Origin of the sequence: Curtobacterium sp. Arg-1 (assembly GCF_025643395.1) — a bacterium.
GTDB lineage: Bacteria > Actinomycetota > Actinomycetes > Actinomycetales > Microbacteriaceae > Curtobacterium > Curtobacterium poinsettiae.
On the sequence record NZ_CP095731.1, the window covers coordinates 287,376 to 303,031 of the forward strand.

Below are 15,656 nucleotides of genomic sequence, written 5' to 3' on the forward strand. Positions count from 1 at the left end.
CCGACCCCGACCCGCACGCACCACACCCCACCGAAGGAACCACCACCGTGAAGACCGTCATCGTCCTCGTCGTCATCTGGGCCGTCCTGTCCATCGTCGGCTTCGCCCTGAAGGGCCTGCTCTGGCTCGGCATCATCGGCATCGTCCTGCTGCTCGGCACGATCGTCTTCGGCGCCGTCCGCCGCAGCGGCAACAAGGCTCGCAACGCCGGCCGGACCAACTAGTCCGCCACTGGCGAAGCGCACCACCAGCAGGAACCCCCGCACCGACCGCATGCCGACGCCCCCGAACGAACCCGGCCCGCTGCGCGCCGCCGTGGTCGTGAACCCGACCAAGATCGACGCGGCCCGGCTCCGGGCCGTGCTCCGCACCGAGGAGCGCGCGCACGGATGGGACGAGTCGCTCTGGCTCACCACCAGCGCCGACGACGACGGACGCGCGGCCGCCAGGGCGGCGTGCGCGGCACACCCGAGCGTCGTCCTGGTCGCCGGCGGCGACGGCACGCTCCGGATCGTCGCCGAGGAGCTCCGCGGCACCGGGATCCCGGTGGCGCTCCTCCCGAGCGGCACCGGCAACCTGTTCGCGCGCAACCTCGGCCTGCCCCTCGGCGACCTCCAGCGGTCCGTCCGTGCGGGCCTCACCGGGGTCGACCGCCCGATCGACGTCGGACTGGCCGACCTGACCGACCCGGCCGGCGTCACCACGTCCCACGCGTTCCTGGTGATGACCGGCATCGGCCTCGACGCGAGCATGGCGGCGGACACGAACGCCTGGGTCAAGAAGCGCCTGGGGTGGGTGGCCTACTCGGACCCCATCGCCCGGTCCGTCATCGGCAACCGGCAGATCCCGGTGCACTACGGGATCGACGACGCCCCGCTCCGCAGCATGAGCGCGCACACGATCATCGTCGGGAACTGCGGCACGCTGACCGCCGGCATCCTGCTGCTGCCCGCGGCGCGACCGGACGACGGGGTCCTCGACGCCGTGGCGTTCCGGCCCGCCGGGTGGTTCGGGTGGACGAAGGTCGGGTACGCCCTGACGCTCAACCGGTTCTTCTCGCGCACCCGGTTCGGGCGGCTCCTGGCCCGGGTCCTGCCGACGTCACGTGCGCTCCGGTACACCCGGGCGCGGACGCTCCGGCTGACCGTCGACACCCCCGAGCGCGTGCAGCTCGACGGCGATGCGTTCGGCGAGGTGGTCGCGGTGACGCTCACCACCGACCACCACGGCCTGGTGCTGCGGACGGAGCCGGACGGGCCTCGGACCCGACGGGCCTAGCCGGTGCTGCCGAGGTCGGCGCCCCGGTGCACGACGTCCTCGGCCAGCGCGCGGAGGCTGCGGCCGGCGTCGGCCGCAGCACGTCGCAGCAGCTGGAACGCCTCGTCCATCCGGATGCCCCGCCGGTAGGCGAGCGCACCCTTCGCCTGCTCGACGAGCACCCGCGCCCCGAGGGCGTCCTCGACCCGGTCCTCGATCGTGACGGGGCCACCACGGTCCCGCTGGCGCACGAGGGCAGCCGAAGCGGCGTCGGCGAGCAGCTGGATCAGCACGACGTCCTCGTCGCTGTGGCCGCGGGTGTGGTCGGCGAAGACGCACAGCGAGCCGATCGTCCGGTCCCGCAACCGGATCGGCTCGGCGAACGTGCCCTGCAGCCCGCGGTCACGCATCGTCGTCACGAATGCCGGCCACTCCGACTCGTGCGTCGACACGTCGGCCACGTCGACGGTCGTGCCGGTCCGGTAGCAGTCGAGGCACGAGCCCTCGTCCGTCCCGAGCTGGGCTTCTTCGGCCTCGCTGCTGCGCTCACTCGTCGATGCCAGGACCTGCAGTGTGCCGAACCGGTCCGCGATGACGATGCCTGCCTCGATCGCCGAGGTCGCCTCGACGCACGCCGCGATGACGCGGTCCACGGCGTCGAGCACGTCGAGACCCGGCTCCAAGACCCGCGCGACCCGGTCCGGGAAAGCGGTCTCGTCACTCGTCGTCATGCACCCGACGCTACGACGAGACCGTTGGCGCACCGCCCAGCCAGTTCGCGTACCGGACGACCGGTACCGGCCTGCGAGGACACGATCGACGCCCGCGTCCGTCGAAGTGCGGACTGGTGCGAACCCTGAGCAAGGGGCAAGGATGGCGCATCAGTTGCACAACGCAACTGGTAGGTGCTTCACCGACAGAGGAGTCGTCATGAAGAAGTCCATCGCAGCCGCGTTCGCCGCGGTCGCCGTCATCACCGCCGGCGTGTTCGCCGCTTCGCCCGCGTCCGCGCTGCCCGTCAGCACGAAGGTCGTCGGCGGCGAGAAGGCCCCCACCACCTCGTGGGCCGTGCAGCTCGAAGCATCCGGCGGCTCCATCCCCTCGGGGTACGTCAGCAACTGCACCGGCGAGCAGCTCAACGCCTCGTGGGTCCTCACCGCCCGGCACTGCATCGACGGGATCGGCGCGATGCGGGTCTACCACTCCAACTCCACCGTCAACCGCGGCACGGCCGTCTCGGTCGACCGCATCAGCACCTCGCCCGCCGGAGACATCGCGCTCGTGCACCTGCGGACCGCCTACCCGCTGTCCACCTACGCACCCCTCGACCTCACCGCGACCGCCAAGTCGAGCGGCACCGGCACCATCCAGGGCTACGGCCTGCGGGCCAACGCCACCCAGTCCGACGGCCTGTACCAGGCCACCGTCTCGCTCACCGGCGCGAGCACCGACGCCTTCAGCGGTCGGGCCCAGCACCTCACCGGCGTGACCGGTGCCTCGAACCACGGCGACTCGGGCGGCCCGCTGCTCGTCAACGGCAAGGTCGTCGCCGTCTGCTCCACCGGCGACAGCGCCGACCCCGGCGCCAACACCAAGGCCGGCTCCAACTACGCCCTGCTGTCGCAGGCCTCGTCCTGGATCAAGACCACGGCCGGCGTCTGAACCAGCTGACCCACTGGAGGCGCGGTGCCAGCTGGCACCGCGCCTCCAGTGGCGTCCACACCCGTCTTCAGGGCGCGGGGTCGACTGCGCCCGCCAGCTGCCAGCTGAGCGCCCGTCCGGGGCACGACGACGACAGTGGGGCCATGAGCCAGTACGAGAAGCGCGATCCGAACACCCTCTACCCGGCACCGCCGTACCCGAAGCAGGAACAGTCGCTGCCGGGCGCCGCGTGGAAGATGGAACCGAAGCCCGACCACGGCGAGGACAGCTACGTCGGGCTCGGCCGCCTGAAGGGGTACCGCGGCATCGTCACCGGTGCCGACTCCGGTATCGGCCGTGCCGCCGCCATCGCCCTGTCACGCGAAGGCGCGGACCTGGTGCTCTCCTACCTGCCGGACGAGCAGGAGGACGCGGAACAGGTCCGCGACCTGCTCGAGTCCGAGGGCCGTCGGGCCGTGCTGTTCCCCGGGGACATCTCCGACGAGCAGTACTGCACGGACCTGGTGCAGAAGGGCGTCGACGAGTTCGGCGGCCTCGACACCCTGGTGATGGTCGCGGGCCGCATGGAGAGCAACGACGACATCCTCACGCTCGACACCTCGATGTTCGACTCCACCTTCAAGACCAACATCTACTCGCTGTTCTGGCTGACCAAGGCCGCGGTTCCCCACCTGGAGCCCGGGTCGACCATCGTGACGACCGGTTCGATCCAGGCGTCCACGCCGTCCCCGGACAAGATCGACTACGCGGTGTCGAAGGGTGCGATCAAGCTCTTCACCGAGGCCGTCGCGCAGCAGCTCGCGCCGAAGGGCATCCGGGTCAACTCCGTCGCGCCCGGCCCGGTGTGGACGCCGCTGCAGCCGGGTTCCGACGACGCCGAGACGGTGTCGCACTTCGGCGAGAGCTCGCCGTTCGGCCGTCCCGGTCAGCCCGCCGAGCTCGGTGCCGCCTACGTGCACCTGGTCAGCCCGGAGTCGAGCTACCAGTCCGGGTCGACGATCACGATCGCCGGTGGGACGCCGGCGTTCTGACCTGGCGTTCTGGCGTTCGAGGAAGGGGACCACGTGTCCGGAGTGACGCACACCGTGCTGGTCGAGTGGGACGGGGCGGACCGTTCCGCCGAGGCCTCGGCCCTGTCGCGTGCGCACCTGCCACGGGTCGAGGGGGTCGAGTCGGTGCAGTCCGGCACCAGCGTGAGCACCGAGGGACTGGAGGGCGGGTTCCACTGGATGCTCGTCGTCCGCTTCCGTGATCGTGCCGCGCTCGCCGGGTACCTGCCGCACCCGGAGCACCGGCCGGTGGCGGACTTCATCGGGGCGGCGAGTGCGCGGGTCGTCGTGTTCGACGTCGAGGACGCCGACTGATCACCGCGCCGGAAGCTGTGTAACGCTCTGGTTGCGATGGCGACCGAGGGGTTCCGTTCCCCGTGGAGGCTCGAAGTACGGTGGATCGGCCATCGCAACGGCGCGGGGGTCACCGGTCGGCGCCGCTTCGTCGCGCCCACGCCGGTCGGGTCCCCGCCTGCGGGCGGGGACCCGTTCGACGTCCACCCACGGAAGGACCAGACGATGATCGGCAACCAGACCCTGTGAACAGCACCATCCGGACCGCCGGCGTGACCCTCGGACTCCTCGCGGCGGCGACGCTGACCGCGTGTTCCGGGCCGTCCGCTCCGACGCCGACCCGGACCGTGACCGCGACGGTGACGCCGACCCCGACGGCCGACCCCGGCACCCCGACGCCCACGCCGTCCCCGACTGCGACGGGAACGGCGTTCGACCTGTCGGACCCGGCAACCTGGACCATCTCCACGAAGGAGGTCGGGCCGATCGCGCTGGGCGGCGAGGTGGAGGGGGAGATCGACGACCTGGCAGCCGCCTACACCCGGAGCACGGATGCGTGTCCGGCCAGCCCGGAGACGACGTTCTGGAACCGAGATGACGCTCCCGGCCTCATCGTCATCCCCCGCGACGGCAAGGTCGTGGGCGTGACCATCGGTGGGCTGGGGCCGGATCCGGTGACGACGAACTCGCCCGAGACCGACGCCGGGATCGGCATCGGCACGCCCCTGACCGAGGTGCGCTCCGCGTACCCGGACCTGCAGTACACCGGCACCTACGGTGAGGACCAGGGGCCGTACTCGATGTGGAGCGTGCAGGCCGACGGACGCTACATGACGTTCCAGCTCGGGACGGACGGCGCCACCGTGGGCGCGATCTGGGTGGGGTCGACCGCGATGTTGCCGTACGAGTACTGCGCCTGAGGTACCCGGGGCCCGGAGCATCGCTGCTGGCAGGATGACGTGCATGGCCAGCGCAGTCCGTCTCATCCGGTCCGACGTCCTGAGCGATGTGGCGCAGTACGCGTACGCGTCGACCGTGCCGAGCGGGACGCGGCTCGTGTTCCTCGCCGGGGCCTGCCCGCTCGCCCCTGATGGGTCGACCGTCGCGGTCGGGGACTACGCGGGCCAGGCCGCCAGGTGCATCGAGACGATGCAGGAGGCGTTGCGTGCCGCTGGTGCGTCCATCCAGGACGTCGTGAGCACGCGAGTGCTCGTGGCGTCCTCGCGGCAGCCCGACCTCGTCACCGCATGGGACGTTGTCCGCGACGCCTTCGGCACGCACGACGTGCCGAGCACCCTGCTCGGGGTCACGGTGCTCGGCTACGACGACCAGCTGGTCGAGATCGAGGCGGTCGCGGCGGTCCCGGACGATCTGCCCGTGTGACGGTGCAGAGCGCTCCGAGGACCACCTGGACTGCCCGATCCGGTCCGTCGGTGTCCGGCCTGGTGCTCCGGCCGGCCTCAGAAGCCGGGACCGGCTTTGACCAGGGCGATGCCGACTCCGACGAGTGCGAGGACGATGCCGGCGGCGAACGTGCGCGGGGACGGCTTCTCCCCGCGGAGCCGGGCCACGACGGGGCCGAGGAGGGCGAGCCGGACCACGAGGTACGCGATCGCGAGGATCTCGGCCACCAGCCCGGATGCGCCGGTCAGCCAGGCGTAGGCGAGGACGGCCGCCGGGACGAGACCGGAGGTGAGGACGGGCAGCGAGTCGCGCAGCTCGGCTCCGATGGTCTCCCCGGCGAGCCGTTGGTCACTCCGCGCACGGCGGCCGACCAACTCGGCGAAGGTGTGCGCCAGGAAGGTCGAGAACGCGGTGGCGAGGACGTACCAGAGCCCCCGACCACTCGCGGCGGTGTCCGGGACCATCGGTGCGATCGTGCCCAGGATCACGATGTTCCCGTAGACGAACGCCGTGATGCGGCTCGAGGCGTCCTCGCGCGACAGACGCTTCCGTGCCGTTGGTCTCGCCGCACGCCTGGTGCCCGGCGTCGTGTCCGGGTCTCCTGCCGAGACGGCGGTGCCGAGGCGTCCGTGCGGGCTCAGTAGTACTCACCCTGTCGGTAGTCCCAGCTGGTGAACGTGTCGGCGAGCAGCCCCATGATCCGGTCGACGTCGAGCCCCTTGCGGATGAGCGTGGGGGCGGGAGTGATCGAGCGCTGTCCGTCCTGCACCGGGATCAGGGTTCCCGAGCTGTCGACCATCGACACCATGACGCCCTGCTCGTAGCGGGTCTCGGTGCTCTTCTCCGGCTGGATGGACGCGACGTAGTCGTCCGCCTCGACGATCACGTCGGCACGTTCGGCGATGCGCTCCCCGATGCCGTCGACGACACCGCGGTTGCCGGTGCCCGACGGGTTGGCGGAGCTCGCGAAGGCGAACTTGCCGTGCTCCGTCCAGAGCTCGCGGGCGGCGAGCTCGCCAGGGACGCCGAACTTGATGACGAAGCAGGACGTGCCGCGGGTGTCCATCATCAGGTCGTCCGAGCCGTCGGTCGGCAGCGCTGCCCGGCCCTGGTCGCTCCAGGGCAGGATGCAGCCGAGCAGGATGTCCTCGTCCCAGCACCGCTGGTACAGGGCGTCGATCTCGGGGGTGAGCTGCGCGATGCTGCGCAGCATCTCGAGCGAGCTCACGAGGACGACGCCGGGCTTGTTCCGGTTGCGCTCCTTGGCGTCGAACTTCCGCTCCAGGCCCGCACGGTCCGAGGTCATCAGGATGTAGCCGACCTTGGTGGGGACCACCGCCAGTCCGCCGTCGTGGAGCAGCGCGTCCACTGCGCTCCGGGGCACGCCGCCGGTCCAGTGCACTCGGTTCATGCTGACCTGCGTGTCGTCGTTCATGCCCGTCCTCGTTCCGCTCTCGATACCAGACGATCGTCTGACAGCGGGAGCCTATGGACGCCGGTCGAGCCGGACAAGGGCGGTGGACGCGACCTGTGGGCCTTCTCCGAAGGGTTCAGGCGGTCTCGCAGCGAAGGGCCGAGGGACCAGCACGTGTCCTGAGTCCCTCGGTGCTTCGTCAGTGGTGGGTCAGTGCTGCTTCCGTCGACGGGCCTGCAGGGTGATCACACCGACGCCGGTCAGTGCGAGTCCCGCCGCCCACGGCAGCAGGTGCATCGCGTCGCTCCCGGTGTAGGCCAGTCGACCGGTCGGGGCTGCGGCGGCGATGGCGCCCGTCGGAGTGGCGGGGGTCACCACGGTCGAAGCGGTCGGACGGACGTCCACCGTGAACGCGGTCGCGAAGCTGCTCGACGCGACGGTCAGGGCGTGGGTCGACGCGTGCGGGAACGTCACTTCGGCACCTGCCCACGGGTCGGTGTTCGGCACGATGACGTCGGAGGCGTGGTCGGACGTCACCGTGAACGGTGCCGGGTAGCCGTCGGCGTCGTCGACCTCGTTGCCGAAACGGTCGACGAGGTTGCCGCTGACCAGCAGGGTGCCGCCCTGGTCGATGGTCGGCTGCCCGCCCTCGAAGCCGGCGCCGAAGACGGTGTACCCGCCGTCGGGGTCGTGGGTGGTCTCGTTCTGGAAGGTCCAGACGGCGCCGTTGCGTTCGATGACCCAGCTCGTGGAGTGCGCGGTGAGGAACGTGTCCTTGTCCTCTGCCGTGACCCGCACGCCGAGTGGTGTCGTCGCGTCCACGGTGATGTTCACGAACTGCGAGGCCGTCGTCGAGCCGGTGGTCGCGTCGATGCGGAACGCGTACGTGCCCGAGTACCTGGTCGTGCCGGACAGCACGCCGGTGGCGTGGTCGAGCGACAGCCCGTAGGGGAGGTAGCTCGATTCGTCCTGGCCGGGCTCGTCGCCGTACGGGTCGTCGAGCGAGTAGTACTCGGCCGAGTACGTCGGCTTCGGGAACCCGTCCGCGGCGAACGTGTGGGCGAAGCGCTCACCGGCCGTCGTCGTCAGCATGACCGGCTCGTCCTCGGTGGACGCATCGGGGAACGACGGTGTCTGGGTGACTGGGGCGGTCGTCGCGGTCGCGGTCTGGCCGTCGTCACCCGTGATCGTGACGGTGATGACCTTGCCCGCGTCGGCAGCGGTGACGACGTACGACCCGGTCGTGACGGGCAGGGCGGTGCCGTCGCTCGTCCATGCGTAGGACAACGTGCCGGTGAAGTCCGTCCCCGTCGCGGTCAGCGTGCTGCCCACGGTCGCGTCCCCGGTGATGGTCGCCCCTGGTGTGGCGGCGGGGTCCGCGGCAGGAGTCGACGTCGCCGGGGCGGTCGGAGTGCTGCTGGGCGCGGTGGTTTCGTCCGCGGGCGCTTCCGTGTCGTCAGCGGCTTCCGGAACGGGCGTGGCAGGAGTCGTCGCCGTGGGCGCGGACTCGGCGGCGTCCGCAACGGTGACGGTGCCCTCGGCGGGGGTGACGTCGGAGCTGGGCGACGTGCTCGCCGACGTTTCCGGCAGCTCGGCGGCGGTGGCGGACAGTGCCCCGAAGCCGGTGCTCAGTCCGATGACGGCGATCGTCGCGCCGATCGCGCATGCGCGTCGGAATGATGCAGTGCTGTGTGGCACGGGTTGTCCCCTCGGGTGTGCCGTCCGACAACAGCCGGACGAGTGCGATCGCCGGAAGCCGGCGCTCTCGGATCGTAGCCAACCTGTGAGGCGTCTTTGAGCCGCAGGGTGCGCATCACCCGCGAAGTGGGGGAGCCGCGTCGCATCGCTGTCGTGCAGCACCCTCGCCGTGAACGGGGTCCGCGCGATCGACGTCGGGAGCGGGTCCGTCACGGTGGTGGCGCTCCCGGTGGCCCTCGGGCTGGTCCTGCTCGTCCTCCACAGTCGTGGTTCCCTTGCGCTTTCACCGCGGAAACCTGTGCGGCCCGCTCGCTAGTCCGGCCACGAGGAGCCCGGACACGCCGACCCGCACGGAACGCCGCCCGACCCGCCCCCGCCCCCGCCTCGCCCCACCAATGACTGCGTCCCCACCACAACAGCCAGCGCCAGCCGCTCCGCATCCACCGACCCGGGCTCCGCCGTGTACGCCAGGATCCGCAGGTCCTCCGGCCCGACGACCAGGGTGTCGCAGTCCAGGGTGAGCAGCCCGACGTCCGGGTGGTCGATCACCTTCCGCCGGGCGGTCTCGCCCGGCGCGGTCGCGCCCGAGTCCCACAGCTCAACGAACCGCGGGCTCGCCGCCCGCAGCTCCCGCACGAGGTGCTGCAGCTGGCGGTCGAGCGGGTAGCGGGCTGCGGTCATCCGGAGCCCCGCCACCAGGTTCGCCTCGAACACCGCCTGCTCCTGTGGTGTGTGCACGGCACGGCTGCCGGAGCCGACCAGGTGCCGCCACGTCGTGTTCCGGTCGTTCCCGCGCAGCGCCTCGACCGGCCCCATCAGTGCGTCGTACGGGGCGTTGGCGACGAGCAGGTTGCCCGCGGCGTCGAGCACCGCGACCGGGGTGTCCGCCAGGCGGTCGAGCAGTCGCTGCACGCTCGGCGGGATCCGCGACGGCACCACGTCGGCGCCCGGGACCGCGTGCCCGGCGAGCCGGTAGAGCAGCTCGCGGTCGGCATCGGTGACCCGGAGCGCCCGCACGAGCGCCTCGACGACCTGGGCCGATGGCGAGGTCGCGCGCCCCTGCTCGAGCCGGGTCAGGTAGTCGGCGGAGATCCCCGCGAGCTGTGCCAGCTCTTCTCGACGCAGCCCGGCCGCTCTCCGACGCGGCCCGACGACCACGCCGACGGCATCGGGAGAGACGTGGTCGCGCAGCCGCCGCAGGGTGTGCCCGAAGTCCGTGTCCGCCATGCCCCCAGTCTGCGCGCGCCGAGCGGCCGGGTCCTGACCCTGCCGGTCCTACGACAACCGGTCGACTCCCTGCGGTCGTCGCCGAGTACGACGCTGGACCCATGACAACGACACTCATCACCGGGGCCACCCGCGGCCTCGGCCGGGAAACCGCCCGTCAGCTCGTCGAGGCGGGCCACTCCGTCTGGATCGGCGCACGGGACGCCGACCAGGGCGCCGCGGTCGCCGCCGAGATCGGCGCCCGCTCCGTCCAGCTCGACGTCCGCGACGACGACTCGGTCGCCGCGGCCTTCGCCCACGTCGACGCGAACGGCGGACTCGACGTGCTGGTCAACAACGCCGGCATCGCCGTCTGGGGGCAGAACGGCCCCGAGGCGCTCGCCGTCTTCGACACGAACGCCGTCGGCACGATCCGCGCGACCGAGGCCGCGCTGCCGCTCCTGCGTCGTTCGGCGAACCCGATCGTGGTGAACCTGTCGAGCGCGCTCGGCTCCTTCACCGCCACCCACGACCCGTCGAAGCCGGCGTCCACCGTGCCTGCCGTGGTCTACGGCGCGTCCAAGGCCGCCGTCTCGATGCTGACGGTGCAGTACGCACGCGTCGTGCCCCAGGTGCACTTCGTCGCGATTGAGCCCGGCTACACGGCCACCGGGTTCGGTGGCATGCCGAACCCGCACGGTCGCCCCGTCGAGGTCAGCGCCGCGACGATCGCGGCCGCCGCGAGCGCGTGCCCGGAGGGCCCCACCGGCGTGTTCCTGGAGGACGGCCAGACGCTCGGGTGGTGACGAAGAGACGGACTGGAGGCTCGTGGCGGCGCCGCCAGGAGCCTCCAGTCCGTCATCCGGTCACGTCTACAGCAGCTGGCGCGCGTTGGTGGACGCGAGGTCCAGCAGCTCGTCGCCGCGACCCGACAGCACCGTGCGGATGGCGTAGAGCGTGAAGCCCTTCGCCTGCTCGAGCGTGACCGCCGGGGGCATGGAGAGCTCCTGGCGGTTCGCGCGGACCGACACGAGTGCGGGGCCGTCGTGCGCGAGCGCGGCGGCCATCGCGTCCTCGAAGTCGTCGGACACGTCGACCTGGAAGCCCTTGATGCCGATCGCCTCGGCGACCGCGGCGAAGTCCGGGTTCTGCAGCTCGGTGCCGTAGTTCACGAAGCCGGCGGCCTTCATCTCGAGCTCGACGAAGTTGAGCGACGAGTTGTCGAAGACCACGATCTTCACGGGCAGCTTGTTCTGCACGATCGTGATGAGCTCGCCGAGGAGCATCGTCAGCCCGCCGTCGCCGGCCAGCGCGATCACCTGCCGGTCCGGGAAGGCGGTCTGCGCACCGATCGCCTGCGGGACGGCGTTCGCCATCGTGCCGTGCACGAAAGAGCCGATCAGCCGGCGCTTGCCGTTCATCGTGAGGTAGCGCGACGCCCACACGACGGGGGAGCCGACGTCGGGGATGAAGACGGCGTCCTCGGCGGCGAGCCGGTCGAGCACCCGGGCGACGTACTGCGGGTGCAGGGGCTTCTTCTTCCCGGCGGGGACCGCCAGGTCGTCGACCTTCTCGCGGGTCTTCCGGTAGTGCTTCAGGGAGTCCTCGAGGTGCTTCGTCGGGTGCGAGCCGGTCAGCAGCGGGATGAGTGCGAGGGCGGTGTCCTTGACGGTGCCGACCAGGCCGATGTCGACCGGGTGCCGACGGCCGAGCTGCGAGCCGCGGATGTCGACCTGCACGTGCTTCGCCTTGGCCGGGAAGAACTGCTGGTACGGGAAGTCGGTGCCGAGCATGAGCACGACGTCGGCGTCCTCCATCGCGCGGTACCCGGAGGCGAAGCCGAGGAGCCCGGTCATCCCGACGTCGTACGGGTTGTCGTGCTCGATGTACTCCTTGCCGCGCAGTGCGTGCACGATCGGGGCCTGCAGGCGCTCGGCCAGGGCGACGACCTCGTCGTGGGCGTCCGCGACGCCGGCTCCGGCCAGGATCGTGATCCGGTCGGCACCGTTCAGCAGGTCGGCGGTGCGCTGCAGCTCGGCCTCGCTCGGCACGATCCGCGGGGTGGTCCGCTCGATGCGGGTGACGCGGTCGTCCTTCGCCTCGGCGAGCAGGACGTCGCCGGGGATCACGAGCACCGCGACGCCGCGCTTCTCGATCGCCTCGCGCATCGCGATCTCGAGCAGGCGGGGCATCTGCACCGGGTCGGCGACGTACTCGACGTAGACGGAGCACTCGCGGAACAGCTCCTGCGGGTGGGTCTCCTGGAAGTAGCCGGAGCCGATCTCCGCGGTGGGGATGTGCGCGGCGATCGCCAGCACCGGCACCCGAGAACGGTTCGCGTCGTACAGGCCGTTGATCAGGTGCAGGTTGCCGGGGCCGCAGCTGCCGGCGCAGACGGTCAGGTCACCGGTCAGGGCGGCTTCGGCCGAGGCGGCGAACGCAGCAGCCTCCTCGTGACGGACGTGCTCCCACCGCATCGTGCCGTCCTTGCGCAGGGCGTCGGTGAAGCCGTTCAGGGAGTCCCCGGGCAGGCCGTAGACCCGGTGGATGTCGTTGGCGCGGAGGGTGGCGACGATGTTCTCGGCAACGGTTGGCATGCGTCCTGTCTACTCCCGACCGCTGCGCTGAACGCTTTCGGATGATCGTGAGGCTCGCTCGACCCCAGATGCCGAGGTCGGGCTGCGACGATGGACGGATGACCGACGATGCGCCGCTCCTCCGTCCCCGCCGACGGGAGCCCGCCGCGTACGGGATCCTCGAGCGTTCGCCGTACCCGCTCGTCTCGGTGGCGATCGCCGTCATCGCGGTCGTCGTCATCACCATCGTCGGGTTCACCCTGGGCACGGTGGACCTCGGGCTGTCCACGGCCCTCAACGCGTTGCACACCGGGTTCACCGGGGCGTTCACCACGGCGGTCTACCACGTGATCAGTCCGGCCCCGGCGATCGGGATCACGGTCGTCGTCGTCGCCGTGATCTGGTGGCGCACGCGCGACCTGCGCCCGGCGCTGGCGTTCGGCGGCACCATCGCGATCACGTGGGTGCCGTCCGCCGTCGTGAAGGAGATCGTGCACCGTGCCCGGCCCGACGTCGCCGTGTTGCCGCACCCGTTCCCGGTGCAGCCCGACCCCGGGTACCCGAGCGGGCACACGGTCTACATCACGGCGTTCGTCATCGCCCTGATCTGGCTGCTCCGCGAGACCCGGTGGCACCGACTCGCACTGACGCTCGGGGTCGTGGCCATCGTAATCGTGTTCTTCGCGGTGTCGATCGACGCGGTGCACTACCCGACCGACGCCGCTGCCTCGATCCTGTGGGCGCTCGCCGTGGCGCCGGGGGTGCGGGTGGTGTGGGTCGACTGGCTCATGCCGCGGGTGCCGTTCCTGCGGCCGCGGCGAGGCTGACGCCGGGCTGGGTCAGCGGGCCGTGCTGGTCCGGCCCCGCGCCGCGAGCAGCGCCACGACGGCCACCACCGCGGCGGCGAGCATCACGATCGCCAACGGTGCCGCGGTGTCCGAGCCGCCGATGCTGACGAGCGGGGACACGAGCGCCGCGAGCCCGAACTGCAGCGCACCGAGCACGGCCGAGGCGCTGCCGGCGGCCGACGGAACCGCACCGAGGGCGAGCGCCGTGGCGTTGCCGAGCACCAGGCCGAGCGAGCCCACCGCGGTGAACAGCGGCACGGCGAGCCAGATGACCGGCGCCCCGGAGACGACGAGCAGCGCGAACGCGACGGTCGACGCGAGCACGAGCACGATGCCGAGCGACAGCACCCCCGTGACCGAACGGGTCGCGGTGAGCTTGGCGGACAGGATGCTGACGCCCATCAGCGCCAGGGCGTTCAGCCCGAAGGCCAGGCCGTAGCCGACCGTGCCGAAGCCGATCATGTCCTGGTACAGGAACGGTGATGCGGAGATGTAGGCCATCATCACGGCGAACGCGAAGCCGAACACGGCCGTGTAGCCGAGGAACGTGCGGGAGCGCAGGGCTCGGAGTGCGGAGCCCGAGCCGCGGCGTTCCGCGCGCAGGGTGTCACGGTGTTCCTTCAGGTGGGTCTCGCGGATCACGGCGAGGACCGCGACGAGCATGACGACGGACAGGCCGAGAACGATCGAGAGCAGGCCGCGCCAGCCGATCGGGCCGGTGAGCAGGCCGCCGAGCAGCGGTGCGACGACCGGGGCGACCCCGCCGACGATCATCATGAGCGAGAACGCCCGGGCGGCGGACTTGCCCGTCGCCAGGTCGGAGATGACCGCACGGCTGATCACCATGCCGGCCGCACCGCCGAGGCCCTGCAGCAGGCGGGCGGCGATGAGCACGCCGATGTTCGGCGCGAGCACCGCGGCGATGCTGGCGAGCACGCACACGGCGGCGCCGGCGATGAGCGGCGGCACACGGCCGAACCGGTCGGACAGCGGGCCGAACACGAGCTGGCCCGCGGTCACGCCCACCAGGAACGCGGTCAGGGTGAGCTGCACGGCGGTGGCGCTCGCCCCGAGCTCGGTGGTCATCTGCGGGAACGCCGGCAGGTACAGGTCGGTGGCGAAGGGGGCGACGGCACTGAGCAGGCCGAGCACCAGGAGCAGCGCGGTCGTGATGCCCTGCTGCTTGGTCGTGGGTGTCGCGATCGTCGCGCGGATGGTTCCGGTGTCCGTGGTCATTGTTATGAAAGCATAACTCATCGCCGGAGATCGGTACAGTACGGACATGCACTCCGCCGTGTCCGACCACGTCCTCGCCGAGTTCGCGGACGTCCTGCTCCGGATCGCGCGCGACATCGACCCGCACGGCTCGGAGACGCTCGACATCGTGCCGCTGACCGGTACCGAGGCGCTCGTGATGCGCTGGATCAACCGCAACCCGGGCACCTCGCCCAGCACCACCGCCGAGGCCACCGCCCTGCAGCGCAGCAACCTCAGCGTCGCGCTCCGGTCGCTCGTGGCCAAGGGGATGGTCGAGCGGCGCCAGGACCCTGCCGACGCCCGTACCGTGCAGCTGCACTCGACCGCGCTGGCGCAGGAGAGCGTCGACCGGCTCTACCGGCACTGGTCCGGCAAGCTCCGGACGGCACTCGGCGGCGACGAGCGGGGCACGGCCGAGGCCCTCGCGCTGCTGCAGCGGATCGACGACGGACTGCGCGCGGGTTAGGCGACAGCGTCCTCGGCAGCGCCGGCAGCGCCGGCCGCGTCGTCCTCGATCGGCAGCAGTCGGCGTGCGCCGTGCCCCTCGTCGCCCAGGGTGTCGCCCGGGTTCACGACCGAGCAGGCCCCGAGCGAGACGCAGCCGCAGCCGATGCACTGCGTCATCTCCTGCTGCAGGCGCTCGAGCTCCAGCTGGCGGGCCCGCAGTCGTGCGCGCCACCGCTCGTTCAGCCGGTTCCAGTCGCGCAGCGAGGGCATGCGGTCGGCGGGCAGCGCCTCGAACTGCTCGGCGACCTCGCTGAGCGGGATGCCGAGGCGCTTGGCCACCTGGATGATCGCGATCCGCCGTTCGACGTGCCGCGGGTACATCCGCGTGCCACCGTCGGTGCGCTCCGGGTGGATCAGCCCCTTGCGCTCGTAGAAGTGCAGGGCCGAGGCGGCCACGCCCGTGCGGCGCACGATCTCGCCGATGGGCAGCAGGTCGGTGGGACGTGGCGGCTGGATCTCGACCATGGTCGAGATCTTACGGCGG

At 71.4% G+C, this 15,656-nt stretch carries 18 protein-coding genes; 10 read left to right on the forward strand and 8 right to left on the reverse strand.

Annotated elements, in window-relative coordinates:
• Positions 1-47: 47 nt before the first annotated feature.
• The gene (locus MXD64_RS01410; RefSeq protein WP_017887580.1) at positions 48-224 is read left to right on the forward strand and encodes a hypothetical protein; all 177 of its coding nucleotides are present in this window, start codon (positions 48-50) and stop codon (positions 222-224) included.
• A 49-nt stretch (positions 225-273) separates the two neighbouring features.
• Positions 274-1,278, forward strand: a complete 1,005-nt coding sequence (locus tag MXD64_RS01415; protein WP_056073268.1) for a diacylglycerol/lipid kinase family protein — start codon at positions 274-276, stop codon at positions 1,276-1,278.
• Here the strand turns inward: MXD64_RS01415 and MXD64_RS01420 are convergent.
• Positions 1,275-1,988, reverse strand: coding sequence for a GAF and ANTAR domain-containing protein (locus MXD64_RS01420; protein ID WP_056073265.1), 714 nt, complete (start codon positions 1,986-1,988; stop codon positions 1,275-1,277). The two genes, MXD64_RS01415 and MXD64_RS01420, sit on opposite strands and share 4 nt — an antisense overlap.
• A 199-nt stretch (positions 1,989-2,187) precedes the next feature.
• Here MXD64_RS01420 and MXD64_RS01425 point away from each other — a divergent pair, with 199 nt between their 5' ends.
• From MXD64_RS01425 to MXD64_RS01445, 5 genes are all read left to right on the forward strand, one after another.
• Positions 2,188-2,919 carry a S1 family peptidase gene (locus MXD64_RS01425; protein WP_017887577.1) on the forward strand — a complete coding sequence of 244 codons (732 nt, stop codon included), beginning with the start codon at positions 2,188-2,190 and terminating at the stop codon, positions 2,917-2,919.
• Between the two features lie 143 nt (positions 2,920-3,062).
• Complete coding sequence (locus MXD64_RS01430) at positions 3,063-3,950, forward strand: SDR family oxidoreductase (protein ID WP_017887576.1); 888 nt, start codon at positions 3,063-3,065, stop codon at positions 3,948-3,950.
• 33 nt (positions 3,951-3,983) lie between these two features.
• Positions 3,984-4,283, forward strand: a complete 300-nt coding sequence (locus MXD64_RS01435; protein ID WP_081612308.1) for a Dabb family protein — start codon at positions 3,984-3,986, stop codon at positions 4,281-4,283.
• 224 nt (positions 4,284-4,507) lie between these two features.
• A complete protein-coding gene (locus tag MXD64_RS01440) occupies positions 4,508-5,182 on the forward strand; it encodes a hypothetical protein (RefSeq protein ID WP_071251748.1) in 675 nt (224 codons plus the stop codon).
• A gap of 43 nt (positions 5,183-5,225) precedes the next feature.
• On the forward strand, positions 5,226-5,645 hold the full coding sequence (locus MXD64_RS01445) for a RidA family protein (protein WP_071251749.1): 420 nt from the start codon (positions 5,226-5,228) through the stop codon (positions 5,643-5,645).
• Between the two features lie 77 nt (positions 5,646-5,722).
• On the opposite strand, the gene MXD64_RS01450 is transcribed toward MXD64_RS01445, so the two are convergent.
• The 4 genes from MXD64_RS01450 to MXD64_RS01465 all read right to left on the reverse strand — a co-directional run bounded on the left by MXD64_RS01450 (position 5,723) and on the right by MXD64_RS01465 (position 10,005).
• On the reverse strand, positions 5,723-6,154 hold the full coding sequence (locus tag MXD64_RS01450) for a hypothetical protein (protein WP_240048690.1): 432 nt from the start codon (positions 6,152-6,154) through the stop codon (positions 5,723-5,725).
• A 149-nt stretch (positions 6,155-6,303) separates the two neighbouring features.
• A complete protein-coding gene (locus MXD64_RS01455; protein ID WP_017887570.1) occupies positions 6,304-7,101 on the reverse strand; it encodes an L-threonylcarbamoyladenylate synthase in 798 nt (265 codons plus the stop codon).
• A gap of 189 nt (positions 7,102-7,290) precedes the next feature.
• The gene (locus MXD64_RS01460) at positions 7,291-8,778 is read right to left on the reverse strand and encodes a putative Ig domain-containing protein (RefSeq protein ID WP_042541237.1); all 1,488 of its coding nucleotides are present in this window, start codon (positions 8,776-8,778) and stop codon (positions 7,291-7,293) included.
• A 312-nt stretch (positions 8,779-9,090) separates the two neighbouring features.
• Entirely contained in the window at positions 9,091-10,005 is a 915-nt protein-coding gene (locus MXD64_RS01465; protein WP_259495014.1) for a helix-turn-helix transcriptional regulator, read from the reverse strand.
• A gap of 101 nt (positions 10,006-10,106) precedes the next feature.
• Here MXD64_RS01465 and MXD64_RS01470 point away from each other — a divergent pair, with 101 nt between their 5' ends.
• Positions 10,107-10,790, forward strand: coding sequence for an SDR family NAD(P)-dependent oxidoreductase (locus MXD64_RS01470; RefSeq protein ID WP_263137028.1), 684 nt, complete (start codon positions 10,107-10,109; stop codon positions 10,788-10,790).
• A 66-nt stretch (positions 10,791-10,856) separates the two neighbouring features.
• Here the strand turns inward: MXD64_RS01470 and poxB are convergent, their stop codons facing one another.
• The gene (gene poxB / locus MXD64_RS01475; RefSeq protein ID WP_263137029.1) at positions 10,857-12,581 is read right to left on the reverse strand and encodes a ubiquinone-dependent pyruvate dehydrogenase; all 1,725 of its coding nucleotides are present in this window, start codon (positions 12,579-12,581) and stop codon (positions 10,857-10,859) included.
• 98 nt (positions 12,582-12,679) lie between these two features.
• Between poxB and MXD64_RS01480 the strand changes: the two genes are divergently transcribed.
• Positions 12,680-13,387 (forward strand): phosphatase PAP2 family protein, encoded by a 708-nt coding sequence (locus MXD64_RS01480; RefSeq protein ID WP_263137030.1) that lies wholly within the window; start codon positions 12,680-12,682, stop codon positions 13,385-13,387.
• Positions 13,388-13,399: 12 nt separating this feature from the next.
• On the opposite strand, the gene MXD64_RS01485 is transcribed toward MXD64_RS01480, so the two are convergent.
• Positions 13,400-14,644, reverse strand: a complete 1,245-nt coding sequence (locus MXD64_RS01485; protein ID WP_042539876.1) for a multidrug effflux MFS transporter — start codon at positions 14,642-14,644, stop codon at positions 13,400-13,402.
• Positions 14,645-14,690: 46 nt separating this feature from the next.
• Between MXD64_RS01485 and MXD64_RS01490 the strand changes: the two genes are divergently transcribed.
• Positions 14,691-15,131 carry a MarR family winged helix-turn-helix transcriptional regulator gene (locus MXD64_RS01490; RefSeq protein ID WP_250895631.1) on the forward strand — a complete coding sequence of 147 codons (441 nt, stop codon included), beginning with the start codon at positions 14,691-14,693 and terminating at the stop codon, positions 15,129-15,131.
• On the opposite strand, the gene soxR is transcribed toward MXD64_RS01490, so the two are convergent.
• Complete coding sequence (soxR, locus tag MXD64_RS01495) at positions 15,128-15,637, reverse strand: redox-sensitive transcriptional activator SoxR (protein ID WP_071251755.1); 510 nt, start codon at positions 15,635-15,637, stop codon at positions 15,128-15,130. The genes MXD64_RS01490 and soxR overlap by 4 nt on opposite strands.
• Positions 15,638-15,656: the final 19 nt, after the last annotated feature.

What these genes read in the sequence shown, in the direction of transcription:
- MXD64_RS01415 (WP_056073268.1), top strand. Translation starts at nt 274, where the DNA reads ATGCCGACGCCCCCGAACGAACCCGGCCCGCTGCGCGCCGCCGTGGTC.
- MXD64_RS01420 (WP_056073265.1), bottom strand. Translation starts at nt 1,988, where the DNA reads ATGACGACGAGTGACGAGACCGCTTTCCCGGACCGGGTCGCGCGGGTC.
- MXD64_RS01425 (WP_017887577.1), top strand. Translation starts at nt 2,188, where the DNA reads ATGAAGAAGTCCATCGCAGCCGCGTTCGCCGCGGTCGCCGTCATCACC.
- MXD64_RS01430 (WP_017887576.1), top strand. Translation starts at nt 3,063, where the DNA reads ATGAGCCAGTACGAGAAGCGCGATCCGAACACCCTCTACCCGGCACCG.
- MXD64_RS01445 (WP_071251749.1), top strand. Translation starts at nt 5,226, where the DNA reads ATGGCCAGCGCAGTCCGTCTCATCCGGTCCGACGTCCTGAGCGATGTG.
- MXD64_RS01455 (WP_017887570.1), bottom strand. Translation starts at nt 7,101, where the DNA reads ATGAACGACGACACGCAGGTCAGCATGAACCGAGTGCACTGGACCGGC.
- MXD64_RS01465 (WP_259495014.1), bottom strand. Translation starts at nt 10,005, where the DNA reads ATGGCGGACACGGACTTCGGGCACACCCTGCGGCGGCTGCGCGACCAC.
- MXD64_RS01470 (WP_263137028.1), top strand. Translation starts at nt 10,107, where the DNA reads ATGACAACGACACTCATCACCGGGGCCACCCGCGGCCTCGGCCGGGAA.
- poxB (WP_263137029.1), bottom strand. Translation starts at nt 12,581, where the DNA reads ATGCCAACCGTTGCCGAGAACATCGTCGCCACCCTCCGCGCCAACGAC.
- MXD64_RS01480 (WP_263137030.1), top strand. Translation starts at nt 12,680, where the DNA reads ATGACCGACGATGCGCCGCTCCTCCGTCCCCGCCGACGGGAGCCCGCC.
- MXD64_RS01485 (WP_042539876.1), bottom strand. Translation starts at nt 14,644, where the DNA reads ATGACCACGGACACCGGAACCATCCGCGCGACGATCGCGACACCCACG.
- MXD64_RS01490 (WP_250895631.1), top strand. Translation starts at nt 14,691, where the DNA reads ATGCACTCCGCCGTGTCCGACCACGTCCTCGCCGAGTTCGCGGACGTC.
- soxR (WP_071251755.1), bottom strand. Translation starts at nt 15,637, where the DNA reads ATGGTCGAGATCCAGCCGCCACGTCCCACCGACCTGCTGCCCATCGGC.